General features: G+C 59.5%; 25 protein-coding genes. 12 read left to right on the top strand and 13 right to left on the bottom strand.

The genetic code is table 11. From position 1 onward, the window contains the following. Window positions 1-13: 13 nt before the first annotated feature. The 3 genes from ACIQWP_RS22230 to ACIQWP_RS22220 all read right to left on the bottom strand — a co-directional run bounded on the left by ACIQWP_RS22230 (window position 14) and on the right by ACIQWP_RS22220 (window position 3,943). Window positions 14-1,186, bottom strand: a complete 1,173-nt coding sequence (locus ACIQWP_RS22230; protein ID WP_402792262.1) for an alpha/beta fold hydrolase — start codon at window positions 1,184-1,186, stop codon at window positions 14-16. Window positions 1,187-1,397: 211 nt separating this feature from the next. Next, entirely contained in the window at window positions 1,398-3,188 is a 1,791-nt protein-coding gene (locus ACIQWP_RS22225) for a hypothetical protein (RefSeq protein ID WP_402792259.1), read from the bottom strand. A gap of 113 nt (window positions 3,189-3,301) precedes the next feature. Continuing rightward, the gene (locus ACIQWP_RS22220; protein ID WP_402792256.1) at window positions 3,302-3,943 is read right to left on the bottom strand and encodes a class I SAM-dependent methyltransferase; all 642 of its coding nucleotides are present in this window, start codon (window positions 3,941-3,943) and stop codon (window positions 3,302-3,304) included. A 457-nt stretch (window positions 3,944-4,400) separates the two neighbouring features. Between ACIQWP_RS22220 and ACIQWP_RS22215 the strand changes: the two genes are divergently transcribed. Continuing rightward, window positions 4,401-6,023, top strand: a complete 1,623-nt coding sequence (locus tag ACIQWP_RS22215) for an ABC-F family ATP-binding cassette domain-containing protein (protein WP_402792253.1) — start codon at window positions 4,401-4,403, stop codon at window positions 6,021-6,023. An 18-nt stretch (window positions 6,024-6,041) separates the two neighbouring features. On the opposite strand, the gene ACIQWP_RS22210 is transcribed toward ACIQWP_RS22215, so the two are convergent. From ACIQWP_RS22210 to ACIQWP_RS22190, 5 genes are all read right to left on the bottom strand, one after another. Then, the gene (locus tag ACIQWP_RS22210; RefSeq protein WP_402792250.1) at window positions 6,042-7,055 is read right to left on the bottom strand and encodes a hypothetical protein; all 1,014 of its coding nucleotides are present in this window, start codon (window positions 7,053-7,055) and stop codon (window positions 6,042-6,044) included. Beyond that, entirely contained in the window at window positions 7,049-7,987 is a 939-nt protein-coding gene (locus tag ACIQWP_RS22205; protein WP_402792247.1) for a hypothetical protein, read from the bottom strand. Before ACIQWP_RS22205 ends, ACIQWP_RS22210 begins: the two co-directional genes overlap by 7 nt. Beyond that, entirely contained in the window at window positions 7,987-8,805 is an 819-nt protein-coding gene (locus tag ACIQWP_RS22200) for a hypothetical protein (RefSeq protein ID WP_402792244.1), read from the bottom strand. Before ACIQWP_RS22200 ends, ACIQWP_RS22205 begins: the two co-directional genes overlap by 1 nt. Further along, window positions 8,783-10,231 carry a hypothetical protein gene (locus ACIQWP_RS22195; protein WP_402792241.1) on the bottom strand — a complete coding sequence of 483 codons (1,449 nt, stop codon included), beginning with the start codon at window positions 10,229-10,231 and terminating at the stop codon, window positions 8,783-8,785. The genes ACIQWP_RS22200 and ACIQWP_RS22195 overlap by 23 nt, the downstream gene beginning before the upstream one ends. Before the next feature lie 190 nt (window positions 10,232-10,421). Continuing rightward, window positions 10,422-12,341 carry a hypothetical protein gene (locus tag ACIQWP_RS22190; RefSeq protein ID WP_402792238.1) on the bottom strand — a complete coding sequence of 640 codons (1,920 nt, stop codon included), beginning with the start codon at window positions 12,339-12,341 and terminating at the stop codon, window positions 10,422-10,424. Between the two features lie 230 nt (window positions 12,342-12,571). Here ACIQWP_RS22190 and ACIQWP_RS22185 point away from each other — a divergent pair, with 230 nt between their 5' ends. The 6 genes from ACIQWP_RS22185 to ACIQWP_RS22160 all read left to right on the top strand — a co-directional run bounded on the left by ACIQWP_RS22185 (window position 12,572) and on the right by ACIQWP_RS22160 (window position 16,109). Further along, the gene (locus ACIQWP_RS22185) at window positions 12,572-13,588 is read left to right on the top strand and encodes a ketopantoate reductase family protein (protein WP_402792235.1); all 1,017 of its coding nucleotides are present in this window, start codon (window positions 12,572-12,574) and stop codon (window positions 13,586-13,588) included. Window positions 13,589-13,749: 161 nt separating this feature from the next. After that, the gene (locus tag ACIQWP_RS22180; protein ID WP_402792232.1) at window positions 13,750-13,977 is read left to right on the top strand and encodes a hypothetical protein; all 228 of its coding nucleotides are present in this window, start codon (window positions 13,750-13,752) and stop codon (window positions 13,975-13,977) included. A 12-nt stretch (window positions 13,978-13,989) separates the two neighbouring features. Next, entirely contained in the window at window positions 13,990-14,931 is a 942-nt protein-coding gene (gene dapA / locus ACIQWP_RS22175) for a 4-hydroxy-tetrahydrodipicolinate synthase (RefSeq protein ID WP_402792229.1), read from the top strand. Between the two features lie 142 nt (window positions 14,932-15,073). Beyond that, the gene (locus tag ACIQWP_RS22170) at window positions 15,074-15,271 is read left to right on the top strand and encodes a hypothetical protein (protein ID WP_402792227.1); all 198 of its coding nucleotides are present in this window, start codon (window positions 15,074-15,076) and stop codon (window positions 15,269-15,271) included. A 31-nt stretch (window positions 15,272-15,302) separates the two neighbouring features. Next, window positions 15,303-15,572, top strand: a complete 270-nt coding sequence (locus tag ACIQWP_RS22165) for a hypothetical protein (RefSeq protein ID WP_402792224.1) — start codon at window positions 15,303-15,305, stop codon at window positions 15,570-15,572. Window positions 15,573-15,776: 204 nt separating this feature from the next. Next, on the top strand, window positions 15,777-16,109 hold the full coding sequence (locus ACIQWP_RS22160; RefSeq protein WP_402792221.1) for a DUF1883 domain-containing protein: 333 nt from the start codon (window positions 15,777-15,779) through the stop codon (window positions 16,107-16,109). Between the two features lie 9 nt (window positions 16,110-16,118). Here the strand turns inward: ACIQWP_RS22160 and ACIQWP_RS22155 are convergent, their stop codons facing one another. Together ACIQWP_RS22155 and ACIQWP_RS22150 are read right to left on the bottom strand one after the other, a co-directional pair. Next, the gene (locus ACIQWP_RS22155; protein WP_402792218.1) at window positions 16,119-17,435 is read right to left on the bottom strand and encodes a replication-associated recombination protein A; all 1,317 of its coding nucleotides are present in this window, start codon (window positions 17,433-17,435) and stop codon (window positions 16,119-16,121) included. Next, window positions 17,432-18,835: a DegQ family serine endoprotease gene (locus ACIQWP_RS22150; RefSeq protein ID WP_402792215.1), complete on the bottom strand. Its 1,404-nt coding sequence runs from the start codon at window positions 18,833-18,835 to the stop codon at window positions 17,432-17,434. The genes ACIQWP_RS22155 and ACIQWP_RS22150 overlap by 4 nt, the downstream gene beginning before the upstream one ends. A 175-nt stretch (window positions 18,836-19,010) precedes the next feature. On the opposite strand from ACIQWP_RS22150, the gene ACIQWP_RS22145 reads away from it, so the two are divergent. The 3 genes from ACIQWP_RS22145 to ACIQWP_RS22135 all read left to right on the top strand — a co-directional run bounded on the left by ACIQWP_RS22145 (window position 19,011) and on the right by ACIQWP_RS22135 (window position 21,032). Then, on the top strand, window positions 19,011-19,358 hold the full coding sequence (locus ACIQWP_RS22145) for a lysozyme inhibitor LprI family protein (protein WP_402792212.1): 348 nt from the start codon (window positions 19,011-19,013) through the stop codon (window positions 19,356-19,358). 82 nt (window positions 19,359-19,440) lie between these two features. Next, window positions 19,441-19,746 carry a hypothetical protein gene (locus ACIQWP_RS22140; protein ID WP_402792209.1) on the top strand — a complete coding sequence of 102 codons (306 nt, stop codon included), beginning with the start codon at window positions 19,441-19,443 and terminating at the stop codon, window positions 19,744-19,746. Continuing rightward, on the top strand, window positions 19,746-21,032 hold the full coding sequence (locus tag ACIQWP_RS22135; RefSeq protein WP_402792206.1) for a caspase domain-containing protein: 1,287 nt from the start codon (window positions 19,746-19,748) through the stop codon (window positions 21,030-21,032). The genes ACIQWP_RS22140 and ACIQWP_RS22135 overlap by 1 nt, the downstream gene beginning before the upstream one ends. 134 nt (window positions 21,033-21,166) lie before the next feature. Here ACIQWP_RS22135 and ilvD read toward each other — a convergent pair whose 3' ends face one another. Next, on the bottom strand, window positions 21,167-23,005 hold the full coding sequence (ilvD, locus tag ACIQWP_RS22130; RefSeq protein ID WP_402792203.1) for a dihydroxy-acid dehydratase: 1,839 nt from the start codon (window positions 23,003-23,005) through the stop codon (window positions 21,167-21,169). A gap of 338 nt (window positions 23,006-23,343) precedes the next feature. On the opposite strand from ilvD, the gene msrP reads away from it, so the two are divergent. Further along, window positions 23,344-24,294 carry a protein-methionine-sulfoxide reductase catalytic subunit MsrP gene (gene msrP, locus ACIQWP_RS22125; protein WP_402792200.1) on the top strand — a complete coding sequence of 317 codons (951 nt, stop codon included), beginning with the start codon at window positions 23,344-23,346 and terminating at the stop codon, window positions 24,292-24,294. After that, window positions 24,294-24,947 (top strand): protein-methionine-sulfoxide reductase heme-binding subunit MsrQ, encoded by a 654-nt coding sequence (gene msrQ, locus ACIQWP_RS22120; RefSeq protein ID WP_402792197.1) that lies wholly within the window; start codon window positions 24,294-24,296, stop codon window positions 24,945-24,947. The genes msrP and msrQ overlap by 1 nt, the downstream gene beginning before the upstream one ends. Before the next feature lie 30 nt (window positions 24,948-24,977). Here the strand turns inward: msrQ and ACIQWP_RS22115 are convergent, their stop codons facing one another. Both ACIQWP_RS22115 and ACIQWP_RS22110 read right to left on the bottom strand, forming a co-directional pair. Beyond that, window positions 24,978-25,868, bottom strand: a complete 891-nt coding sequence (locus ACIQWP_RS22115; RefSeq protein ID WP_402792194.1) for an efflux RND transporter periplasmic adaptor subunit — start codon at window positions 25,866-25,868, stop codon at window positions 24,978-24,980. Continuing rightward, on the bottom strand, window positions 25,865-26,074 hold the full coding sequence (locus tag ACIQWP_RS22110; RefSeq protein ID WP_402792191.1) for a DUF1656 domain-containing protein: 210 nt from the start codon (window positions 26,072-26,074) through the stop codon (window positions 25,865-25,867). The genes ACIQWP_RS22115 and ACIQWP_RS22110 overlap by 4 nt, the downstream gene beginning before the upstream one ends. Window positions 26,075-26,078 lie beyond the last annotated feature (4 nt).

Raw genomic sequence — 26,078 nt, 5'->3', positions numbered from 1 at the left:
GCAGACCCACGCATCAGGGTTTCGGCACCGCTCCGGATAGTTTTGCGGTCCCGTCGATGACCGGGCAGGATTGCGGTACCGGTTGATCGAACAGGACGGCAATGCCGCAATTCGAGGTGAACATCGCCTCGTCGTCATGCCCCACGCCGGGCACTTCGACGACCTTCTGATTGAGATCGGACGGATGCCGCTTCTTCATATAGTCGAAATAGGTCAGCCCGCGCGCGAGCCGGTACGGCCCCTGCGCCATTGCCCCGCAGGAGCGATCGATGAAATGGGTGTAGGGATTGGTGTCGGCCTGCCCCAGCAGATAGACGACATTGCGCGCGGCATATCTGCTTTCGAGTAGCTTCGGGTCCTGCGAGGACACGTAGGGCGGTGTGCTGGCCAGCCCATATCGCCATTGCGTCGCCTGCGGGCATGAAGCCAGTCCCGCCTGCTGATCCGGCAAGGCCGGTCGTTCATCGTCGAAATAGAGATAGCTCGACGGATTGGCGACGAGATAGCGCACGGAGATGCCGGCGCTCGTCAAATCTTCCGCCTCCCTTCCGACGACGGCATAGCGCTGGACCAGCTGGGCTCCCGCCGAGTGGCCCATCACGACGATGGTCTTCAGCGAAGGATACAGGCGGCGATCGGCGAAATGCTGCAGCAGGGTATCGAGCGCTGTGAAGGAACTGATCGGCGCCGGCTGGCGCGCGGGTTCCCCGCCTTTCCAGCCGTTCTGTGTCCAGGCCAGCGTCTGCGTCGACAGCGAGAAGGCGTCGACATCAGGTCTTATCAGGAATTGCGGCGCGACCACCATCGTACCGTCGGCGAGATCGCCTGCCTTTGCGAGCAACTCCTGACCGGCTGCATAGTAGGCATCGGCGTTTCTAAGCGTGCCATGGATCACGATCAACACCTTGGTCACGTCAGGCGATGCCGCTTCGATCGCGTGATCCGCGTAGACGGGCAGCTCCCCCTTCCCCTCAGGCGTGTCGAGGAGCAGGCGCTGGTCCGCGACCTCCTTGACAGGTTCGTTGAGCCGCGCGTGTTGGGAGGTTGAATTCGCAGACCATGCTTCGGATGACGCGCCGGCAGCAATCAGCGCCGCCCCAAGCAGCAGAATATGGGTCCGATCTTTGATACGGCGCCGAACGTCCTTGAACAAGCTTGGCCGGACGCCGATTGAGACGGATAGCATCATTGACTACCTAAGCTTTCGATTGAGGTCTCAGGATTTCCTTGGCAGGATCGGGCGTTGCTGATCTTTATAACGACGCTTCCATAAACGTCAAAGCGAACCGGAATCCGTCGCATTGCCGGAAAATCCTCATCCATGCCGATAGCGGAGCCACAACGATCTCAATTATGAATCGCCGGCGGGCAGAACAGGTGGCTTGACGAAAATTTGGTCAGTTAACGGTGACCCCCTTCCAGCCGCCGTCATATATCCAGAATTTATGGCTGGTCGCATCGTATTGCATGGGCACCATGCCTGTCACCGGCGTCGGCACGCCCGTCGGAGCGCCATTCGTCGCAGGAATATAGGGAAAGCCGCTGGAAGCATTGCTGGGTAATGACTGCTGCCCCAGCTGGACACTGCCTCCCGACGGATTGAGCGCTAACGGCTTTGGTAAAACGCCTGCCTGTATGCTCTGGAGAACAAAGAGGTCATTCACCGGATCATATCCCATACCAAGGCGTTTTCCGGGAGATGCAAAGTCGGCAATATAGACATTGCCACCGTTGGGGCAGATGTTGTCGCCATAGGGGCAATTTTTCCACGATCCGTTGCCGACAGAGGCTTGAGCTCTAAATGTGCCCAGGAAATCCCAAGGATAGCTTGCGGCCGGGCTTCCGTATCCGACCCCCTTGCTCGACAGGCTGACGATCTGCAGGCCGGAGATTGAACTGCCAATATAATAGGCGGCATTAACGCCGGTCATCGGGCCAGCCGTGATCAAGCCCGTCATGTTGTTCTGGCCAGTTGCCTGCACTGCAAAGCTGTGATTCTGGCCCGAGAGGTTGTAGTTGTTCACCGTCAGGCTTTGCGGCCATACTCCGCCTGACGTATCGATCGATAGCGCCGGATAGGCGCCCAGGCCGGCGGCGCTTGGGTCCATGCATTGCAGGTTGTTGAATGTAGCAGGCCCTTTGAATTTGACGCAGTATTTTTGCGGGTTCTTGACCAGCACGTTCGACCACACGGAAGCATAAGCGTAGAAGTCGCTCCATATTCCATAATTCTCGGCGTCGTAGACGGCGATATTCGTATAGATCGAGCCTGGAGAGAACGCCGCAAAGCCAATTCCTGATTGGTCGAGAGGGCTATTGCGTGGATCGCTCTTTGCATTGAACGATGAAATATTGCTCCACGAGCCGAAGGCTCCGCCGCCTATATCGTTTATGAAGCCGAAGTAGGACTGAACATCGACTGCATTGGAGATGATTGCGCCGCCGCCGGTGCCGTTGTCGATCCCTGCTCCGTTATGGCCAAGGATGGGGCCGCTTGTTTCGTCGCCGGAACCACATTTGCTTGTGTAGATATTATCCAGGATTACGAAGTTCGGCCTTCCGGTGATGGGTTGATCACCATTCATGCCACCGATGCCGATGCAATTGTTGTATCCTTCGCTAACCCAAAGATTCGACCCGCGAAATCGATCGGCTTCGATTACGAATGCAACACCACCCCAGGGATTGGCGCCAAAATATGTCGGCGTTGTATAGGATGCCCCAGCTGGCAGCGCATCTATACTTAGATCACGGATGATCGTTCCGGGCGCAGACGCCAGCACGTCAATGACAGGGCTCCCGGGAGAGCCTGTCGGCGCATTCCATTGGATGATGGTCGTTGCGCCCTGTCCCTGAATTTCCGTGGTGGACGCAATTTTCAAGGTACTTGCCGCCGTATTCAGGCAAAAAGTGCCCGAAGGTATAATAAGCTTTCTGCCCGCCGCCGCAGTGATGGCCGCATTGAGCGATGTGGTTGCATCGATCGAGCAGGAAGGATCATCTACAAGGCCGTAATCCAGTGCATTGATCACGCCCAGAGGGACGGGAAGAACAGCAGATGACAGCGCGGCTCCGCTTCGCTCTCTCTTTGTCTTACCCAGTTCCTGAGCGGAACAAACGGCTATCCCGCACATGCAAAGAAGAGCCACAGCATAGGCCAAGCTGCTCCGCAGACGCATCTCTCTCATGAAAACACCTCTCTTTTCTGCGTGCAGCATTCGAGACGTCACCGATACGTGACAGGCTGCTTTTGCCAGAGCGCCAGCCGGAAGGCTCCACATTGCCCAACTGGCTGCCAAAGCTATGCACAGGAGAGAACCTTGTGGTCGGCGACCGTCGTGTAACGCCAGTGTCCGGAATGGATTTCATGCGGCAATGTGCGATCCAGGAAGCCACGCAATCTCGTCAGTATTTCCGGCTGTTCGGAAAAAGTCGTCAGAAACAGCTTGTTCTGGAAGATCAGAAACGGGGCCAGTCGCCGATTGGCAATCTGCATGTATCTGTAAAACCCCTCCGTCACCGTCGGCCAATGCGGGCCCAGAAAGTCGTCGAGCAGCACGACGCCGCCGGTAACAAGCAGCTCCTGGGCGATCTGCATGTCATTCATGACGTGGGCAACGGTATGCCCCCCATCCACGGACATCAGGCGCACGCCGGCAACGCCAAGTCGTTGCCGCGCCGTGACCGGCGTCAATGACATACTATCGGCCGAGATCGCCGTCACCCTCGAGACATAATCAGGAAAAAGCTCCCGCAGATGCCGGTTGAATATATCGAGCGATCCCTTGCCGCTATGATCGAGGTTCTTCTGCTGATCTTCGAACAGGTCGACCGCGACGCAGCGTTCGTTGTCCCGGGATGCCGCAGATAGAAGGAAGAAAAGTTTGCCGTGATGGACGCCGATCTCCAGAATGTCGCCCTTCACGTCTTCAATATCGTGCATTTCACGAACGAACTTCAGGATATGCGGAATTCTATCACCAACCCATCCATGTACCTCGCCCCATTCTCTTCTTAAAGTTGCATCCAGGACATCAACTTCGCTTTCACCCACTACCGCAACCATTGGCATATGTGCCCCCTTACTGCACACGAACTGCAGACCAATAGGTGCCTTGATCGAGGCTCCCATCGTTCGGTTTCCCAGCATCCCGCCTCCAACCAGACACGACACTGGCGGGCACAATATCCGCGTGGCTCAATGAGGATGCCAGCCGGAAACCGCCCGGCCTGTACGAATTGGGACGCGCGCGGCACATCTTCGAAAGAAGTCCGATCGGCTCGGAATTCCATCAGCCCGTCAGCAAAACCATGGAGCTTGCACCGAATGCCAAAAGCTGCGACAGAGCGCACGACCCTTGGCATAAGGCGCCCAAACTTTCTTCAGGCCTCGTGTAATCATGATTCGTATCGAGAATATCAGCAAGCAGAACAGCCATCGCATCCTCTTCATCGAGGCGTCCGCGGCACTCAACAGAGGCGAGAGCGTCGGGCTCGTCGGCCCGAACGGCGCGGGAAAGACGACGCTTTTCCGAATGATTACCGGACAGGAGCTGCCCGACGAAGGGCAGGTTTCCGTCGATAAGGGCGTCAGCATCGGCTACTTCAGCCAGGATGTCGGCGACATGTCAGGTCGTAGCGCCGTCTCGGAAGTGATGGAGGGCGCCGGCCCGGTCAGCGCGGTTGCCGCCGAGCTTCGCGAGCTGGAAGCCGCGATGAGCGATCCGGACCAGGCCGACAGGATGGATGAGATCATCGAGCGCTACGGCGAGGTGCAGGCGCGCTATGAGGAGCTCGACGGGTATGCGCTCGAGGGCCGCGCCCGTGAAGTGCTTGACGGCCTGAGCTTCACCCAGGAGATGATGGACGGCGATGTCGGCGCGCTTTCGGGCGGCTGGAAGATGCGCGTGGCGCTCGCCCGCATCCTGTTGATGCGCCCCGATGTCATGCTGCTCGACGAACCGAGCAACCACCTCGACCTCGAAAGCCTGATCTGGCTGGAAGCCTTCCTGAAGGGCTACGAGGGCGCGCTTCTGATGACCTCGCATGACCGTGAGTTCATGAACCGTATCGTCACCAAGATCGTCGAGATTGATGGCGGCAACCTGACGAGCTATTCGGGCGACTATGAGTTCTACGAGCAGCAGCGCGCGCAGAACGAGAAGCAGCAGCAGGCGCAGTTCGAGCGCCAGCAGGCCATGCTCGCCAAGGAAATCAAGTTCATCGAGCGCTTCAAGGCCCGCGCCTCGCATGCCTCGCAGGTGCAGAGCCGCGTGAAGAAGCTGGAAAAGATCGATCGCGTCGAGCCGCCGAAGCGCCGCCAGACCGTCGCCTTCGAGTTCCAGCCGGCGCCACGCTCCGGCGAAGACGTGGTCAACCTGAAGAACGTCCATAAGAAGTATGGTAGCCGCAGCATCTATGAGGGGCTGGATTTCGTCGTGCGGCGCAAGGAGCGCTGGTGCATCATGGGTATCAACGGCGCCGGCAAGTCCACCCTGCTGAAGCTGGTGGCGGGCTCGACGCAGCCGGACGAAGGCAGCGTAGCCTTGGGCGCCAGCGTCAAGATGGGTTATTTTGCGCAGCACGCCATGGATCTTCTCGACGGCGAACGCACCGTGTTTCAGCAGCTCGAACACGATTTCCCGCAGGCGGGCCAAGGCCCGCTGCGCGCGCTTGCCGGATGCTTCGGCTTCTCCGGCGACGATGTCGAGAAGAAATGCCGGGTGCTGTCGGGCGGCGAGAAAGCGCGGCTTGTCATGGCTATCATGCTCTTCAACCCGCCGAACCTCCTCGTGCTCGATGAGCCGACCAACCATCTCGATCTCGACACCAAGGAAATGCTCATCCAGGCGCTGTCGCAATACGAAGGCACCATGCTCTTCGTCTCGCACGACCGACATTTTCTTGCGGAGCTCTCCAACCGCGTGCTCGAGCTGACGCCGGAAGGTGTCCACCAGTATACAGGCGGCTATACGGAATATGTCGAGCGCACAGGCTATGAGGCACCCGGCCTCAGAAGCTGACCGTCCGCCGAACCGGCGCTATTGCGTGTTGGTCGAGGGCGCAGCCCCGGCGTTGATCACGGCAACGGGCGCTGTCCTGCCGCGCACGCGGATTTCGATGCGGCGGCGTGCTTCGACGGCGCCGCGCTGACCTGAGGTGACGGTATCGCCAGGCAGGATGAGCTGCGCGGCCGACATCGGCAGGATGGTGGCATCCTTCAGCTTGGGATTGGCTCTGAGCACGTTGGCAACGGCAATGGCGCGGGCAAGCCCAAGTCCGGCATTGTCGGCGGGCAGCAGCGCCGATACCGGCAACTTGCCGTCCATCGCGCCGATGATCGTATCGTCGAGATTGGATTTTTCGCGTGCCACCGGCTGCTCGTCCGTGTGGCCGATCACCTCGACGATATTGGCGCCATAGAGGCTGAGGTTGCTGGCGATTTCGTCTGTTATCGTCGTGCTCAGCAATTGGGCGAAGGTGCCGGTAAGCTCGGCGCTTCCCGATTGGAAATAGTTCTTCTTGGCATCGTCGAGATTGATGATGGGCGGCCAGTCGTGCATGCCCTTCCCGCCGCCGTTGCCGGCCAGAAGCTTATTGACCTCATCGGGTGCTGCCGCCAGAGAGACGCCATGTTCCTTCAGAACGGCGGCAACCTTGGAAAGCGATTGCAGATCGGTCGATGTCGCGCCCTGGTCCGCCATGCTGTCAAGCGTCTCCTTTGCGAGCACCAGCTCCCGCCATTGCTTGTCCACCACGGCCTTGTCGGCGGCGGAGAGATTGCCGGAGACGACCTTGGACTGCAGCAGGACGATCTCGGCCGCCTGCTCCGAACGCTTCTTCTCCAGCACGGCGAGCTGCTGCTCGGCCTTCTCTAGCTTGCGCTCGACTTCATAGCGCTTGTGTCTCTCCGCCGAAATCAAGGCGGCGGCCACGAGCAGCAGGCAGAAGACAAGGAGCAGCATGGATTCGGCCATCGTCAGGCCAAGGATCAGGCCGCGATTGTAGCCCCTGTGCTCCAGTTTCGGCGTGCTGTCCGAGCCTCCTGCTACCATAGATGCCACCAGCGTTTTCGTGGCATGGCCTCGGGCTCCGCAACGATGCCATCATCAGCTCTCGGCTTCGGCAGCGGCGCCTGCCCCATCGTTTCCGCCATGCGCCCGAGCGTCGCTTCGATGTTGCGCAGCGGCTGCAATTGCGCCTCCGACATCTCCCTGATGGCGCTAATCGCCGGTGCCAGCTCGGCGCGCACGACATCTTCCGGCGAGCGGATTTCCTCCAGCTTCTTGCCGACATTTTCGACGGCCGCGCCGAAGGCGCCAATGATCTCCGAAAGCTGCGATGTCGTCGCCGTCAGCTGCGCGGCCGCATCGTTGATCGGGGTCACCGCCTGCTTTGCCAGCATTTCCAGGATCTTGTTGATCTCCTGGCCATTGCGCTCCGCCTGCCGGGCGATCTCCTCGAATCCCTCCGATAGCATCTGGTTGCTGACGCGACGGTAATGCGAGAATTCACGCGAGGAGGAATCGAGCTCGGTGCGCACCCGTCGCGTCATCTCGGCAAGTTCATGGCGCACGCTGCGCTCGATATCGATCGGGTCGCGCCGCATCTGGTTGAAGAGAATGCGCAACGTCACCCCAGCAATGGTCGAAGTGACGGCAATGCCGAAATTACGGACGATGGTCTCGATCGATGTTTCGCCGGCAAAGAGATAGAGCGAAACGCCGAGACTCGACAGGGTGAAGAGGAAACCCATGTAGTAGAGATTGTCGCCCGCCTGCTCGTTGTGCAGCCGGAACCCCGCGACCGCCAGCGACACGACGAAGTAGATGCCCATCAACAGCAACGGCACGCCGGTTACGATCGGCAGCGACCAATCCATAAGCTTCGACGACCAGATGAAGATCATGCCGCCGACGGTGATGGATGCGAAAAGCACCATCGGCCCGTAATCGCGGATCAGATATCTTGCATCGGTGCCAGCCATCAGCGTATCCCCTCCAGCCGCACGAAACCGTCGAAATAGCCGTTGTTATCCTTGATCCACTGCGCCCAGAAGTTCGCCAGCTCCTCCATGCTGAACTTCATGTTCGGCCTTTGAAAGGCGAGGACCTTGACCTTGACGCCATCCAGCGAGGTGCGGAAGCGGTCGTTGGCCGGGCTGTGCTGGTATTTCTGATAGGAGACGCCATCGCGATAGTTCGAGAAGGCGGAGGTGTGCTCGATCATGTCGGAGGCGATGTAGAGGCGCTTCGGCATCCCGGCCGGCCCATTGGCAAAGACTTCCAGATTGATCTTCTGGATGGCCGCCATGATCGGCGACAGCCTGCCGGATTCCCCTTCGGTCAATTTGCCGGCGATATCGGCGAGCGGCTTCTGGAAGCCCTTCTCCCAGCGTGCCTGTGCCAGGCGCGGATTGCTGGTCCATTCATCGACATTGGCACCGCTTCCCGGGTTGCAGCCGTGGAAGGTCTGGATCAGTTCGCCCTCTTTCTCGGTCAGCGCATAGATATCGATCGCGCCGCCAATCGGCACATCCGCGACGATCTTCTGGAACTGGTTGCGCAGATCCAGCGCCGTCGTATCGGCGATCGGATCGGTGACATCGAGCAGGATGGCCGTTTCCGCCTTCGGGCCATCCACCGGGCAGAGAGACGCCTGGTCGACGGCGACATTGCCGCTTGCCTTGTAGCGCAGCCAGCCATAAGCGCCGACGATCCCGAGCGACAGAACCGCAAGACAAACCGTTGCGATGATGAGACCGGCGGACCCGCCGCGCCGACTACGCCGCTTGCGTCGCGCCAAGGATGCTCTCCGGGAAAAGATTGTCGAGCTGGTGATATTTCTCGATGGCCCGCTCGAATTCGTCGCCGATCCGCTTGATCTGCTCCGACAATTCCGCCTGGGCGCCTTGGATGCGCGAGCCCAGCACCTTGTCGTCCCATTCCTCTTCGCTGCGGATGACGGGCGTCAGGCGCTCCATTTTATAAGTAGCGTTGAAATAGGCCGGGGCGGCCTCGGTGCGAGCATTCCGGTTGGCATCGCGATAGGAGGTAAGCAGCACATTGGCCGCGCGCTCGAGATGGTTCTGGTGTTCGGCGAAAAGACCCGCAGTCCTGGCGCGATGGGCGATAATGGCAGCCGTCTCCTGCCGGCGCAGCGACAGGTCGCGGATGATCTCCTCGATCTTGCCGTTGTGCTCGTCGCGGATCACGCGCAGGTCCTCGATCAGATCGAGCTTGCGGTCGATATAATTGTCTCTCGCCGCATCGAGACGCTTCTGCACGCCGGCGAAGCCCGGATAGGGGTCGGTCAGATAGCAGCCGTCGATGAAGGCGACGAGCGAAAACATCAGGCCAATGGCAAAAAGCATCCAGGAATTCAGTTCCTGCAATCCGAGCGGCGCCGCTTTCAAGCGCTGTATCACCTCGGCACCGGCCCCGCTCAGAATCGTCGCCGAGACCTCGCGATAGTGCGCGAGCGCAATGTTGATACCCAAGGCAACCGCGACATAGGCAACAAGCCCCAGCAGGCCGAGCAGCTTCAGCGCAAAGGACCGATGCACCAGGAAGCGGACGCAGAAGAAGGAAAACATCAGCGCCGTGCCGATATTCAGGAAGGCGAAGGCAGCTGCCTCCGTTACCCCGCCGACAATGCCCTGTTCGCTTCCCTTTGCGAGAAAACTGCCGTTCATCACCATTTCGATGAGCACCAGAAAGACGATAAGCGCGACCTTGAAGCCCCATGCCGCCCTGCTGGAAACCTTCGCGGCGCGCTGCAGCTTGTGCCGGGCCTTGAAGCCCACCATCTCGTCCTCGGCGGTTTTCAGGTTGCGGCGCAACCCGTGCAGCTCGTCGACGCCGCTTGCCACCTCCGCCTTGAAATCCGAGACGCTGGAGGCATTCGCCTGGCGGATCAGGCCGAACTGGCCTTCGAAATCGAGGTTGCGCAGGCGGCTGTCGAAGGTCTGGAGCTGGTCTTCGAGGATCTGGTAGGAGCTCTTCTTCTCCGCCTCGACCCAGGCGACGACGCGTTGTTCCGTCTCGTCATGCGATTGCGCATCCGGTGGCGGTCGGTTCTGTCGACCGGCGGCAGCGGCTTTTTCCTTCAGGTCGAGAGTCGTGCCTAGCTTCTCGATATCGACGACGGGAAAAACATCCGTCGAGGCGCGGAAATCATGGCTGGTCTCCCGAACGCTGTCCCAGAGGCGGTTGAGGGCTTCGAAACGCAACGATCTTCCCCGGCAAATTCATCAACTTAGAAAGGACACTTGAGAAATCGATACCGCACTGGTTGTCCACGGTCCAGAGCGATGTGACAAGGTTAGGATGCGATTGTGGTAAAGACTAGCCCGAGCCTGTGGCGATTGGAAAACACTCGCTTGCTTGCGGCGTCATCACCATGCTGACGAGAGACCGCTGCTATGCCCCGATCGTATTCGGGGTAGCTCTCCAGAAACCGGCCCGACGCAATCCCTCGCGATAAATATCGCGCTGCCATTGCTCCTTGAATGGCACGACGGAAACCCAGCGTTCGACATCGAAATCCGGATTGGTCTTGTGAACGCGCCGAACGAAGAATCCCGCCCTCTCCGCGTCTCCGAGCATTGCCCAGCTTGCCGCGGAGATCCGGTCGGCCAAGCGTGCGTCCGCCATCCGGCCGATATAATCGAGGGCGGCCTCAAAGCGGCCGAGCGTGTAGCTCGCCACGGAAGCGGTCCAAAGATAGGTGTCGGGGCTGACCGGATTGAGCGCGAAGGCGCTTTCGATCTTCGTCAAAGCCAGGTCCGGCCGGGATGAATGAAGCAGCGCTTCGGCATGGTCGGCAATGATGCCGGCGTGGCAGGGATTGAGGGCTTCAGCCAGCTTCAATGCCTCTATGCCCTCGTCACTCTCCTTCTGGAACATCTTCGCCATGCCAAGCTCGCGATAGCCGTCGGCGATGTCGCGCCGGGCCGCAATGGCCTGCATCGCATAGTTCTCCGCCTCGCCCAGCAAGGCTGCATCGCTTCCCGAAGTCAGCACCCATTGCTTGGAATAGGTGCGGGCGACCGAGCTTAAGGCGGGGGCGAAATGGCGGCTGCTGCGCAACGCCGCCTCAAGCTCTCCACGGGCCTTTTGAAGATTTGGCACCGAGAGGCGCTCGAGATAACGCTTGCCGGCGAGGTAGCGTTGATGGGCTGCCGGGGTTTCCTCAAAGTGGGACCGCATCATCTCCCGGCGCTCGATTTGTCCCGCAAGCAACAGCACGATATGACGCCCGACCGTCTGCCTCCGCTCTTCCGGAGAGGACTGCCCAAGGCTGATGCGCTCGGCCCAGATGATTTCGTCGCTCGCAGCGTCGACCAGTTGCAAGAACAGCAGCGGTCCGTCATCGCGAACGCTGAGCCGCATCTCGAGAATATAAGAGCGGTCCCATTGATCGAAAGTCGCGACGGCACGCTCTCCCACCCTGCCGACCCGGACCGCGGTGCGGCGCTCTACGATTTCGAGACTGTCGAGCGCGCAGAAACCGATTGTAATATCGTTCACAAGGGACGAGGCGTCATAATCCGCGCCCTGCCTCTCCGTGGAGGGCAGGAGCAGGAGGGGTATCCGCACTCTCGTCCGCGCGCCAGGATGCCTTTCATGACGGGGGATGGCATCCTCGGCCAGAATTTCGGAAATGCCATGCCGATGTGCCGACCATGAGGCCAGCCGCGCGGCCCGCTGTTCGAAGATCCGCCTGAAGTGCGCGATCTCGCCTTCGGCATCGAATATCCGCAACAGGATGCGATGAATATCCCGATCCTCAGGATCGAGACCGAGAACCAGAAGCACCACCTCCTTTACAAGCGCGATATCGTCCGTCGCATGCGCTTGTGCGGCAGCGGCACCCAATACCTCCTTCAACAGCGAGAGATGCCTGTGTCTCTGGACATCTCGCCAATGAGAGAAAACAACGCTTTGACAATCGACCGCCTGCAGGAACTCTGCTTCGAACGTTCTTGCCAGCAACTTCAATCTTGCAAAGAGGGGGCTGCCGTCGTCTGAACGTGAGAACGGGAGGTCGGAGGTTGTTGGAGGCGCGTCGAGTTCGACGATCGTCTCGCTGAAACGAAGAAACGACCTGCCGAGCGCTTCCTGGCGTCCCCTTATCCGCGAAACCAGCTTGCGCAGATTGACCTGCGCGCTGCCATTGTCGTCTCCCCATAGAAGCCTGGCGATCGTGCTGCGTGATGCGTGCGACGTCGGCTCCAGCATCAGATAGATCAGGATCAGCAGACCTTTTTCAGGAAAGGAGACCTCGCAACCGTCGCTGTTCAGAAGCTTCAAGCCGCCAAATGCTTGTAGTGAAAACATAGTCCCGTTCATAAAATCCGTGCGCAGCAGCGGCGACTGAAAAGGTATTTCCGTTACCCGCCAACCCGTTCGTGCTCGGACGAGTATGGTGAAATTTCCATAAGACTGTAGTGTGTCGGAAGGTTTGGCAATTTTCAATTCCAATTGCCGACAATCTGATAAACCACTCGCTAATTCACGGGCTCGATAAGTCTTTCGAGGGCTCGTGATCCCATTCGGAGCATCAAGCCATGACGCCCTCCCCCTACAAGAACATCTGTATCTACGGCGCCGGCGCGCTCGGTGGCGCGATCGCCGCGAAGCTTGCATCCGCCAAGGGGGTGCAGACGCAGATTTCGGTCATTGCGCGTGGAGCCCATCTGGAGGCCATTCGCGCCGGCGGCATACGCCTGTGGGAAGCCGGCGCCGACAATCCCCTTGTGGCGCATATGACGGCAACGGCCGATGCGGGCGAGTTGCCGCCGCAGGATCTCGTCATCACCGGGCTCAAGGGTCACCAGCTTGCCGCGGCCGTCCCCGGCATTGCGAAACTGCTGCATTCCGGCACCCGCGTCGTCATGATCCTCAACGGCGTGCCGTGGTGGTATTTCCACCGGGACAGGCAGAGCGGCCATGCCGAGCACCAGATGGAGGAGCTCGATCCGAACGGCGATCTCTGGCGCCTGATCGGGCCGGAGCGCGTCATCGGCTGCGTCGCCTATCAGGGAGCGGAAGTTGCCGCGCCCGGCGAGATCAAACTCAGCAACAGCGGCCACTTCATCCTTGGCGAGCCTTCCGGCGAGACGACGGCCGATATCGAGGCGATCGCGGCGCTGTTGCAGCAGGCGGGCGTGAAGATCTCCATTTCCCCACGCATTCGCGACGATATCTGGAGCAAGCTGATGGGCAATGCCGCCTTCAATCCGATCAGCGCGCTCACCCGCGGATTGATGTCCGATATCATGGACGATTCCGCCCTTTCGGCAATGGTCGGCCAGGTGATGGGCGAAGTGAAGGCCGTCGCCGAGGCGCTGGGATCGCAGGTCCCCATGTCCATCGAAGAACGCCTCGAACGCTCGCGTCAAATCGGACCGGTACGCACGTCGATGCTGCAGGATCTGCTTGCCGGCAAGACGCTGGAAATCACGCCTCTCGTCGGCATCGTCGTGTCGCTCGGAAGGCTCGCGAATGTCCCGACGCCGGTCTCGGCGACCATCCTGGCGCTGGTGACGCAGCTCGACCGCAAGAACCAGCAGGATGCCGGCTAAGCGAAGCTCTATCTGCAAGCAACGGTCAATGAAGACAGTTACCGGGTCGAATCCGAGGATGGCGGCTCTTTATATCTCACTTACTTCTTCGTCTTTCGCCGCGAATGGATTTCCTATGGGGGCCGGCGTTACGCTTGCGTCGGAATATGGAGATCGACGCCATGCTCGACACGCACGCACCCAATCTAACGGAATCCATCCGCGTCCTCATTCACAACAGCGATGAGAGGCATCACCGCATTGCGGCACCGGCTTCAAGCCTAAAGAGGCGGCCAAAGCGCCAGTCTCAAAATCGCCAGGTTCACGAGAAGCGGACCTTTCAGGCCATGTTCGCCTTCGGCCTGCTGCTCGGCGGCCTGGAGCTGTTCATCGTGCTGCATTATCTTTGAGATGCCGCTGACATGAACAGGACGACTTTTCCAAGACGCATCGGCGGTGCGATGACCGCCCTCGTCACGCCATTTCGCGATGGCGTTTTCGACAGCGTCGACATGATGGCTCATATCGAATGGCAGTTACTGAGCGGCGTCGACGGACTACTCGTCTGCTCCGTAGCGGGCGAAGGACCGACGCTGACCGAGGCGGAACGAATCCGCGCCATCGAAATCTGCATCGAACTGTCCGAAGACAGGGTGCCCGTCATCGTCGCGACCGGTACCAACGACACGGCAACGACCATAGAGGAGACAGTACAGGCGCAGCGGCTTGGTGCCGATGCCGTCTTCGTCACGCTCCCTTATTATTCGAAGCCGACCCAGAAGGGCGTGCTTCATCACTTCGAGCAGCTTGCGGCACTGACGGAGCTGCCCATCATCGTCCACAATCAGCCATCGCATACGGCAATCGACCTTGCACCGGCGACGGTCGCACATTTGGCCGAGATTCCCGGTATCGTCGGGATTGCCGATGGCACCGGCGATATCTCGCGCATCGATCTTTGGCGATCGCTGCTGCCGGAGCGCTTCGGCCTTTATACCTCGAGCGACGTCAATGCGCTCGCCTTTACCGTCGCGGGCGGCAACGGCTGCTTCTCGAATGCAGCCAATATCGTCCCGCGGCTGTTCCAGTCCATGCAGCACTCGGCGGCCTGCGGCCACCTCAGCGCGGCGCGATCCATCGACGAACGCCTGCAGCCCTTGTTTCAGGCATTGTCGCGCGAGAGCGAGCCGGCGACGGTCAAGCATGCCCTGTCGCTGGTGCGGCATATCGGAGCCGATGTCCGCCTGCCGTTGGTTGATGTCACCAATGAAACCGCCGCGGCGATCCAGGCTGCCGTCACGCCCTTTCAGCTTGATGGCAGCGGCCGCTTTGCCTCCCGCAAAACCTTTCGGCTGGGATTGTGAGATCGCTCCATCTCTATGAGATTTTTATATTTTTGCCATTTGAGGCAAATGGAAATCCTAGCAAATCACCCATAGATTCAGCAGCGTGGCACCGGAAACGATCCAATCGGACTGATGGTGCTGGTGACACTGGAAAGGAACTATGATGTCACGCTACAGGCATGTCGGCCTATCCGCCGACCCCCTCCAACGCCCTCGCACGGCGGCCCTCGCCAAAAGCGAGTGGTCCATCTCTTCGGACGCACTGCTGCACGGACTTCGCTCCGTCGCGCCGCGCCTCGGCCTCGTCCTCCTGATCGCCGGTACCTTGCAGATGGTGCTGCGCCTGACCGGGCACTGAGAGTAACGAAGAGATCCAAGAGGAAAACATAATGGCAAACGCACAGCATATTCAGCGCCGCTCGGCCCACAGCCCGATCTCGCCGGCTCCGGCTCGCTTCATCATTGGACGCGACCGCCGCGGCAGCTGGATCGTTCAGGACCGGCAAGGTCTCGTCGGCGGCCTGTTCCGCAACGAGGCAGCCGCCCTGCACTTCGCGGCGGAAGAATGCAACCACAATCCGGCCGACATCTGCCATGCGCCCGAAGGCGCCGTGCTCGACCTGGATGGCATCGCAACCACCTCCTCCAATCTGCACTAGGGCGCGTCGCGATCGCTGAGATTCGCTCCTTGCGCTTCAGGTTCTTCACACCTTGCATGTCGTGATCGCAAACTGCCTCACATTCTTGCGCGACATGCGTTAGACCCCCGCCAGGGTGCAGGCTTCGACAGCCATCTGGCCGAACGCTTCCTTAACCCACAATCAGGTAAGCTTTTCGGCCAGATACGCAAAGAATAGAAGACAATGTCGAAGCCTGCTTTTCGCTACAGCCACTACGATCTCAAGGAACAACGCGCCGGGACCGTGATCGAAATCACGCTCTCGGCCATCGCCAATGTCAGGCTGCTGAACGGCTCGAATTTCGAGCGCTTCACGGAAACCCTCAAGCACCAGTTTCTCGGCGGCGTCGCCAAGAAATCGCCGATCCGGCTGACCATTCCGGAATCCGGTCATTGGCATCTCGTCGTCGACATGGAAGGTCACAACGGTTTCGCGGAATCGAACGTCAAAATCGTCGATAAGCTCCCCACGCCCCGCATGCAGAAGGCGCCACAGGAAACCGCTAACGGCCGCTGAGACGCAGACCTAGCGTTCACCACGCTCCTTGCGCAGCTTTGCCCACCAATCCAGCCGCTTGCGGATGTCGCGCTCGAAACCACGCTCGGGCGGATCGTAGAAGATCTGGCGGCCCATCTTTTCCGGAAAATAATTCTGGCCCGAAAACGCATCCGGCTCGTCGTGATCGTAGCGATAGCCGTCGCCATATCCTTCGGTGCGCATCAGCTTCGTCGGCGCGTTGAGGATATGCTTGGGCGGGAGAAGCGAGCCGTTCTGCTTGGCGGCCTGCGTCGCCGCCTTGAAGGCCGTGTAGACGGCATTCGATTTCGGCGCGGTGGCGAGATAGACGCAAGCCTGCGCCAGTGCCAACTCACCCTCCGGCGACCCCAGATAATCATAGGCATCCTTGGCGGCATTGCAGATCACCAGAGCCTGCGGATCGGCAAGTCCGATATCTTCGACAGCCATGCGCACCAGCCGGCGGCCGAGATAGAGCGGGTCTTCTCCGGCATCGAACATGCGCGCGAGGTAATAGAGCGCCGCATCGGGATCGGAGCCGCGCACGGATTTGTGCAGCGCCGATATCAGATTGTAGTGCCCATCCTGCGCCTTGTCGTAGACCGGAGCGCGGCGCTGCACGATCTTGACCAGCATGTCGGGATCGAAAAGCTCGTCCTTGCGCGCGGCACGCCAGACCTCTTCCGCCAGCGTCAGCACCGAACGGCCATCGCCATCGGCCATGCCGATCAGGCTGGCGCGCGCATCCTCGGTCAGCGGCAGCGGCTTGCCTTCGACCGCTTCGGCGCGCCGCAGCAATTCCTCCAGGCTTTCCTCGTCATGCGATTGAAATGTCAGGACGCGGGCGCGGGAGAGAAGAGCGGCGTTAAGCTCGAAGGATGGATTTTCGGTCGTCGCCCCGACGAGGATGACCGTGCCGTCCTCCATCACAGGCAGGAAGCTGTCCTGCTGCGCGCGATTGAAGCGATGGATCTCATCGACGAACAGCAGGGTCTGGCGGCCGTCCATGCGGCGCAGGCGTGCGGCCTCGAACACCTTCTTCAGATCGGCGACGCCGGAAAATATCGCCGAGATCTGCTCGAAGGCGAGACCGGCTTCGCCCGAAAGCAGTCTGGCGACCGTCGTCTTGCCGGTGCCGGGCGGTCCCCAGAAGATCATCGATCCGAGCGAACCCGCCTCGATCATCCGGCGAAGCACGCCGTCCTCGCCGGTCAGATGCGCCTGGCCGGTCACTTCGGCCAGCGTTTGCGGCCGCAGACGATCGGCCAGAGGCCGCTTGTTGGCGACCTCCTCCGGTACCCGCGGTGCAAACAGATCATTGCTCATCGGAAGAACTGCCGGATGCGCTGGCCGTCGCGTTCGATCTCGACGCGCCAGAAGCTCGGGTTGGAGGTGACGGTCTTCTGAAGGATATCCGTGGTGTTGATCGCAACGCCATTGATGGAAATGACGATATCGCGCGCGGCAAATCCAAGCCGGTCGGCTGGCGAGTTCTGTTTCAGGCTCTCGATGACGACGCCTGTGGAATCCGGGGGCATATGCAGATCGTCGGCAACACGCGGTGAGAGATTGGCAACGGTTGCGCCAGAGAAGGGATTGTTGCCTTCGATTGCCCGCTCATCGCGCGGCGTGGATTCGGGCGCTGCGGCAAGCGTCATCGTGGCCTGATGCTCCTTGCCGTTATCGAGCACCGTCAATGACACGGTGGCGCCGAGCCCTGCCGTCGTCAGGCGATAACCGAGCGCATCGGGATGCTCGATGGAGATATTGTTCAGCGCAGTGATCACTTCGCCGGGCTTCAGGCCGGCCTTGGCCGCCGGACCGCCATCCACCACCTTGGTCACCAGCGCGCCGCGAACCTTGTCGAGGCCAAGCGCTTCGGCGACGTCGGATGTAACAGGCTCGAAGGAGGCGCCGATATAGGGGCGCTCGAAGGCCTTGTCGCCGCGATCGGCAGCAGCAAGGAAGACCTTGACCAGATTGGCCGGGATGGCGAAGCCGATGCCGTTCGAACCGCCGCCCTGGGAGAAGATCGCCGTGTTCAGCCCGATCAACTGGCCAGTCATGTTGACGAGCGCGCCGCCCGAATTACCGGGATTGATCGAAGCATCGGTCTGGATGAAGAAGCCGACTTCGTTCTTCACCTGGTTGCGGGCGAGCGCGGAGACGATGCCGCTCGTGACCGTCTGACCTACGCCGAAGGGATTGCCGATCGCGAGAACGAGATCGCCGACCTCGATGCCATCGGAATTGCCGAGCGGCAGAACGGGGAAACTCTCGTTCTTCGACTGGATCTTCAGGACGGCGAGATCGACGCGATCGTCCTTCAGAATGACCTTGCAGGGAAACTCGCGGCCGTCCGAAAGCGCGATCTTGATATCGTCGGCGCCGTCGACGACGTGATTGTTGGTGATGACGGTGCCATTCGCCTCGACGATGACGCCCGAACCCAGCGAAGACTGCTTCTCGGTGCGATTCGGCATGCGCTGGCCGAAAAACTGCTCGAAGAAGGGATCGCCGGCAAAGGGGGACTGACGCTGCACGACGCGTTCGGCATAAACGTTCACTACGGCGCCGGACGTCTGCTTGACCAAAGGCGCGAAGGAAAGCTGCATCTGCGTCTGGCTTTCCGGCAGCGTCTTTGCCGTTTGAGCCCAAGCGGAAAGCGGCATCGCCATGACGAGGGCAATCATCGAAACGGCAGTGCGCTTCAGGAGGACATGCATGAAAGTTTCCCTTTTTAATTCTCTTGAAACAACGTTGTAGCGCCCGACGCTAGAAAGAAAAGAGGGCGGAAGCATGAAGCATAAATGGAGGCCTGCCACGATAAAAAACAGGCTCGATGAACAAAAACATGCTGTCATGCATTTCGCGTTGGGAATCGTCAAAAGGGAACCAGATATGCGATTGAACCATCTTGCCGCGGCCACTTTCCTCATCTCGCTGGGCATGGCCGGCATCTCCCATGCCGCCAGCTTCGATTGCGAGGCGCAGAACCTGAAGCCTGACGAGAAGACGATATGCGACGTCCGTGCCCTTAACGATGCCGATGTGAGGATGGTAACGACCTTCGACCTGCTCTCGGGGCTCCTCGCCATGGGGGCACGCGGCACGATGCAGGACCAGCAGACCGAATGGCTGAAGAAGCGGCAGGCCTGCGGCGCGGATGTCGCCTGCCTCACGACATCTTATCAGGACCGTCTGAAGGAGCTGAACGAGGCGTACAAGCAAATCAATCGGCCGCTTTAAATAAACTGTCGTGGAAACTAATTAAGGTTGCATTCTTATAGAAAACATCCGTTAATGTTTATAGCCAATGGAGGAGAGCAAGGTGAGCGAGCCCTTTTTCGAAATTTTACTAGATGACTACTCCAAAGAATATCTGAACAACATTGGCGTCGATATCAACGAAGCTCTTCTGGCTGAAAATCCTGAATTGAAACTGGCTCCAAGGGTCGGAAAGCCATCCACCAAAGATGTCGCGACGGTCATTGCAGCGACTGCCGCATTATCTCCAATGGTTGTTCCAATAGTGAAGGAACTTATACAGAGACTGATTCCTCATGTCGAAGTAACCACCAAAACGACGACTACTAACGGTGTGACGACAACTGAAATTCATACAAAGCAAAGCTAATGAAACGATATGCTTTTGTTACCGGGAATCCCGGCCCAGGCACATCGGCATTTTCCACATTGGAATGCACAGCCAACGATCAAGTGGCAGTAAGTAGGGCATTTTCTTCGCCTAGGTCCGCCTTTGATGTTATTCAAACCTCTGGCGACTATGGGCCTGCAGATGTGATTGCGGAGTTTGAGCGTGTCGCTTCTTCGTGCGGGCCAGGAGATTCACTTGTATTCTATTTCACAGGCCATGGATTATTATCAAAGTCTCAGCTCTATCTAGTTTGGGGGCAGACCGAATTCGATCGTCCGGTCAGTACCGCTATCCCCATTTCGAGCATCAGATCCATTTTCGCAAACACACGAGCATCATTGCGACTGATGATTCTGGATTGTTGTCACAGCGGCGCAGCAACCGAGCAAATATATAAGAGTGCCGAGGCAACGCAGGGCGAGCCGCTCATGGCAGCAGCCCGAGACGGTGCAAGTTTGATTCTGGCCGCATGCGGCAGAACTGCTGTCGCTAGAGAACTACCCGAAATTGGCCTTGGTTTTCTAACGCATATGCTTTGTTTGGCGCTGGAGAATCGCTTCGAAGACGCTGATCGAGACGGCGATGGTTTGTTGTCGATCACTGATTTGGTAGGATGGACATCCGATCAGACAGACATCTTCAATAGTTCAAGGCATCTTGGGGAACGCTTAGCAAGGCCAGAGCTCTATGGCGAAATGCGTGGCGATGTCTATCTTACGGCACGGCGAATACTGCCATCGGACTCGATGGAAGAAAAGCTTCAAAAGGAAGTTTGGGAAGCAGTAGAAAAATTAAGAAATGCCTATCTCCAATTTTCTCGCGTTCCAACTGTGAAACTTCAACAAATTGCTCGTCCAATCAAAAGAGCAGCGCCCACATTCCGCAGACTCCACGTCCTCGAAGATCTATTTAAAGCAAGCACCAGCGAAGCCATTTTTGCCGCGGCTGTTATTTTACAGATAAGGCGCGATCCGCTTTATATGGAAAAACTGATCACTCAGATCGACAACTTCGATCTTCGAGGCTCCGCCCGCTGGCGCGTTCTTCGTGCTGTGCGCGATACTCTTCCGGCCTACACGCTTTCGCCAAGCGGCTTCAATGATTTGCTGACTCGTCTGGAGAGGATAATCATTGCCGACCCTACTGCCAGGGATCGCCCCGCCGAAAAAGGTGAAAACCTGCACATGATTTTCCAGATAGCGCGGAAAATGAAAATTGACGCGGCTGCATTATTCACTCGTTTGGGAAGGCTACCACCCAAATGACATACTCCATGCGCTGGCAGCCACATTTGATGACAGCGCTTAAAGACCTGATAAGCTGACAAAAATACTCTTAGAATGTCAAAGGGCCTGCAAGTAGCGTGGCCCTTTGTCTCGAACTTATTTTGACATGCGCATTATTTTCCGCCCAGGTCGCGAACGGCGCCGCGGTCGGCGCTCGTGGCAAAAGCGGCATAGGCCTTCAACGCCGTTGTGACGTTGCGCTTGCGCGGCTCGGCCGGATGCCAACCCCTAGCGTTCTGAGCTTCGCGGCGAGCGGCAAGTTCAGTCTCATCGACACGCAGGCTGATGGTGCGGTTCGGGATGTCGATGTCGATCATATCGCCCTCGCGCACCAGGCCGATCGTGCCGCCGTTTGCCGCTTCCGGCGATGCGTGACCGATGGAGAGGCCCGAGGTGCCGCCGGAGAAGCGGCCGTCGGTGATGAGCGCGCAGGCCTTGCCGAGGCCCTTCGACTTCAGATAGCTCGTCGGATAGAGCATTTCCTGCATGCCGGGACCGCCCTTCGGGCCTTCGTAGCGGATCACGACGACGTCGCCAGCCACAACCTCGTTGCTGAGGATGCCCTTGACGGCTGCGTCCTGGCTTTCAAAGACCTTGGCCGGGCCGGAGAACTTCAGGATCGATTCATCGACGCCGGCCGTCTTCACGATGCAGCCGTCGACAGCCAGGTTACCCTTGAGGACGGCAAGACCGCCATCCTTCGAGAAGGGATGCTGGGCGTCGCGGATGACACCCTTTTCACGATCGAGATCAAGCTCTTCCCAACGGGCGCTCTGGCTGAAGGCCACCTGTGTCGGGACACCGCCTGGAGCGGCGCTGAAGAGCTCTAGGGCAGCCTTGTTGTCGGTGACGGCGATATCCCACTGTGCCAGCGCCTCGCCCAGCGTCGGGGCGTGAACGGTCGGCAGATCGACGTTCAGCAATCCAGCACGATTGAGTTCGCCGAGGATGGCCATGATGCCGCCGGCGCGATGCACGTCTTCCATGTGAACATCGGACTTTGCCGGAGCCACCTTGGAAAGGCAGGGAACGCGCCGTGACAGGCGATCGATGTCATCCATGGTGAAATCGATTTCACCTTCATGCGCCGCCGCCAGGATATGCAGCACGGTGTTGGTCGAGCCGCCCATTGCGATATCGAGCGCCATGGCGTTCTCGAAAGCACCCTTGCTGGCGATCGTCCGCGGCAGCGCGGTCAAATCGTCCTGCTCGTAATAGCGCTTCGCCAGAGCAACGACACGTCGACCGGCTTCGAGGAAGAGTTCCTTGCGATCCGAATGGGTTGCCAGCGTCGAGCCGTTACCCGGCAAGGACAGGCCGAGAGCTTCGGTCAGACAGTTCATCGAATTGGCCGTGAACATGCCCGAGCAGGAGCCGCAGGTCGGGCAAGCCGAACGCTCGATAGTGGCGACATCTTCGTCGCTGATCTTGTCGTCGGCAGCGGCAACCATGGCGTCGACGAGATCGAGGGCGACCTTCTTGCCATGCAGGATGACCTTGCCGGCTTCCATCGGGCCGCCGGACACGAAGACCGTGGGAATGTTCAGGCGCAGCGATGCCATCAGCATGCCGGGTGTGATCTTGTCGCAGTTGGAGATGCAGACCATGGCGTCGGCGCAATGGGCATTGACCATGTATTCAACACTGTCGGCGATGAGCTCGCGCGACGGCAGCGAATAGAGCATGCCGTCATGGCCCATGGCGATGCCGTCGTCGACGGCGATGGTGTTGAATTCCTTGGCGACGCCGCCGGCCGCTTCGATTTCACGCGCGACGAGCTGGCCGAGATCCTTGAGGTGAACGTGGCCGGGCACGAACTGGGTGAAGGAGTTGACCACTGCAATGATGGGCTTGCCGAAATCGCTGTCCTTCATACCCGTCGCGCGCCAAAGGCCGCGCGCGCCGGCCATGTTGCGGCCGTGGGTGGTGGTTCTGGAACGATAAGCTGGCATGGTGTCTTCCTCGTCATCCTGGAATTTGTGCGGCGTCGGCAGGGCCCATGGTTTCGGGCGAAGGGAACGCCGGCAACTCCGCTTTTTGGAATTGTCCTAATCCAATCGTGCAATACTGTCACTATCAACTCAAGCGAATCCGGTACGCTGCCGGGCAAACGCGGCGTCCGGGCAAACAAGTGGTTCGACCAGAATTGGGAATGCGGCGGCCCAATCACAAGCACACACAAAAAGTTGCTTTCACTTCCAAAGAAATGCCAGCCTAAGAGTGTAACAAAATCGGTGTCCGTTGCGTATGGCTAATATCGAAGCTGCTACCCGCATAGAGGAATTGTTCCATGGCCTCCTACCGTCCGCCGAAAATCGCACCCTCCGAGGTCACGCCCCGTTCCGTCTATCTGAAACGCCGCGATTTCCTGACGGTGGCGGCAGCCGGTATCGGCATGGCGGCCGTTGGCGGCAAGGCGGCAATGGCGGAAGCGCTGACGGCGACCAAGAGCAATTATACGGTCAATGAAAAGCTGACGCCGATCAAGGACGTCACCACCTACAACAACTTCTACGAATTCGGCCTCGACAAGGCAGACCCGGCCAACCTCTCCGGCAAGTTCAAGCCGCGGCCTTGGACGATTAAGGTCGACGGCATGGTCAACAAGCCCGGCACCTTCGATGTCGATGCGCTGATCAAGGAATTTCCGCCGGAAGAGCGCGTCTATCGCATGCGCTGTGTCGAGGCGTGGTCGATGGTCATTCCCTGGGACGGCTTTCCGCTCTCGGCCCTGCTCGACAAGGTGGAGCCGCAGGGCAGCGCCAAGTTCGTGGCTTTCGAGACGGTGGTGCGGCCGGCGGAAATGCCGGGACAATCCGGCCTGCTGCAATCCCTCGATTGGCCCTATGTCGAGGGCCTGCGGCTCGACGAGGCGCGCAATCCGCTGACGCTGCTTGCCGTCGGCCTCTATGGTGAGACCCTGCCCAACCAGAACGGTGCGCCGATCCGGCTCGTCGTGCCGTGGAAATATGGCTTCAAGGGCATCAAGTCGATCGTCCGCATCACGCTTACCGACAAGCAGCCTGTGAACACCTGGCAGGCGACCAACGGCCAGGAATACGGCTTCTATGCCAACGTCAATCCGGCCGTCGATCATCCGCGCTGGAGCCAGGCCACCGAACGGCGTATCGGCGAAGGCGGCTTCTTCGGCTCAAACCGCCACCCCACCCTGCCCTTCAACGGCTATGCCGATCAGGTCGCCAGCCTCTACACAGGCATGGACCTCAGGGTGAATTTCTGATGGCTGTCTCTTTCGCCCTGCCCAAGCGCTGGCAGCCCGCCTCCGTCTGGGCGCTCTACATCGTCGGGCTTTTGCCGGCCGCCTGGGAATTCTATCTCGGCGCGACGGACCAGCTTGGTGCCGACGCCGTCAAGACTTTCGAGCTTTTCCTGGGACTTTGGGCGATCCGCTTCCTGCTGCTGACGCTTGCGGTCACGCCGCTTCGGGATCTCTTCGGCTGGAACTATCTGCGCTATCGCCGCGCGCTCGGCCTGCTCTGTTTCTACTATGCGCTGATGCACCTGACCGTCTACATGGTGCTCGATCAGGCGCTGGATGTGCAGGCTGTGATCGACGACGTGCTGAAGCGGCCGTTCATCATGTTCGGCATGGCAGGGCTCGTCATGCTGCTGGCGCTGGCCGTCACCTCGAACAATTTCTCGATCAAGCGTCTCGGCAAGAAGTGGATCTGGCTGCATCGCCTCGTCTATATTGTCGCTGCCTGCGGCGCGCTGCATTTCGCGCTGTCGACGAAGATCCTGTCGATGGAGCAGTTCATCTATATCGGCCTGCTGATCGCCATGATCCTCTACAGATCCTACAGGCCGATCATGATGGAGAGACGCCGGGCGGCACGTAGGCCGGTTGCGGCTTCCAATTCCAGAGCGGCCTGAACTCGGCCGCTCTACCCTCTCACGCGATGTTCATTCCGCGGCGCTGGCGATTTTCGCCTGGCCCTGCTCCTGCACCTCGACGGTTGCCGTCAGGCCGGCGATCAGCTTCGTGCCGTCGGGCACCTTGTCGAGGGCGATGCGCACCGGCACGCGCTGCGCCAGCCGCACCCAGCTGAAGGTCGGCGTGATGTTGGCAAGCAGGCTGCCGGAGGTGCGCTCGCGGTCCTCGATGCCGTAGGCGATACTTTCGACATGGCCGGTCAGCTTCTCGGCCTGCCCCATCAGGTGGATATGAACTTCGTCGCCGACATGGATGCGCGGCAACTTGGTTTCCTCGAAATAGCCCTCGACGCGAAGGGAATCGCTGTCGATCAGCGCCACCTTGGCGGTACCGGCGGAGACGTAATCGCCCGGACGCAGGCTGAGGTTCGAAATCGTGCCGTTGACGGTGGCGCGCACTTCGGAACGGTCGAGGTTCAGCTGGGCAAGCTCGCGATTGGCGGTCGCCTGACGAACGGCGGCTTCATCCTGCTGCACGGTGGTTAGCGCCTGCTCCTTCTGCTGCAAAGAGGCAGCATCGCCGAGGCGAGCCTGCCGCGCGCTTTCGCGCTGGGCCTGCTCGAGAGCGGCATTGCTGCTTGCAAGGGCTGCATCCGCCTGTTCAAGGGCGATGGCGAAGCGGTCGCGATCGACACGGAAGAGGACATCGCCCTTCTTGACGGTCTGGTTGTCCTTGACGAGCACCTCGCTGACGAGACCAGAGACGTCAGGCGCGATGCCGACAACGTCGGCCCTGAGGCGCGCATCGCGCGTCCAGGGCTCGTCCATATAGTGGCCCCAGAGTTGGCGGCCGACATAGATGGCAGCGACGACGAATATGAGGGTGACGGCCACGCGGCCGATGAGTTTTAACGCGTTCATGTGAAGTACCAACGAGAGACAGAGGAGACGGCGCCGAGCAACAAGACGTAGAGCGCGAGATCGAAAAGACCGCGATGCCAGACCAGAGTGTAGGCTCCGATCCATGCGAGCAGGCGTCGAACGACGATGACGGCAAACAGCGTCACCAGCATGAGAACGAGAAGGCGCGGAATGTAGACGCCATAAAGATCGAATTCTGCGGGCATGATG

Source organism: Rhizobium sp. NPDC090279 (genome assembly GCF_044769665.1).
Lineage (GTDB): Bacteria > Pseudomonadota > Alphaproteobacteria > Rhizobiales > Rhizobiaceae > Rhizobium.
The sequence above is the reverse complement of the archived record's forward strand: the minus strand, read 5'-3'. Positions and strand labels throughout refer to the sequence as shown.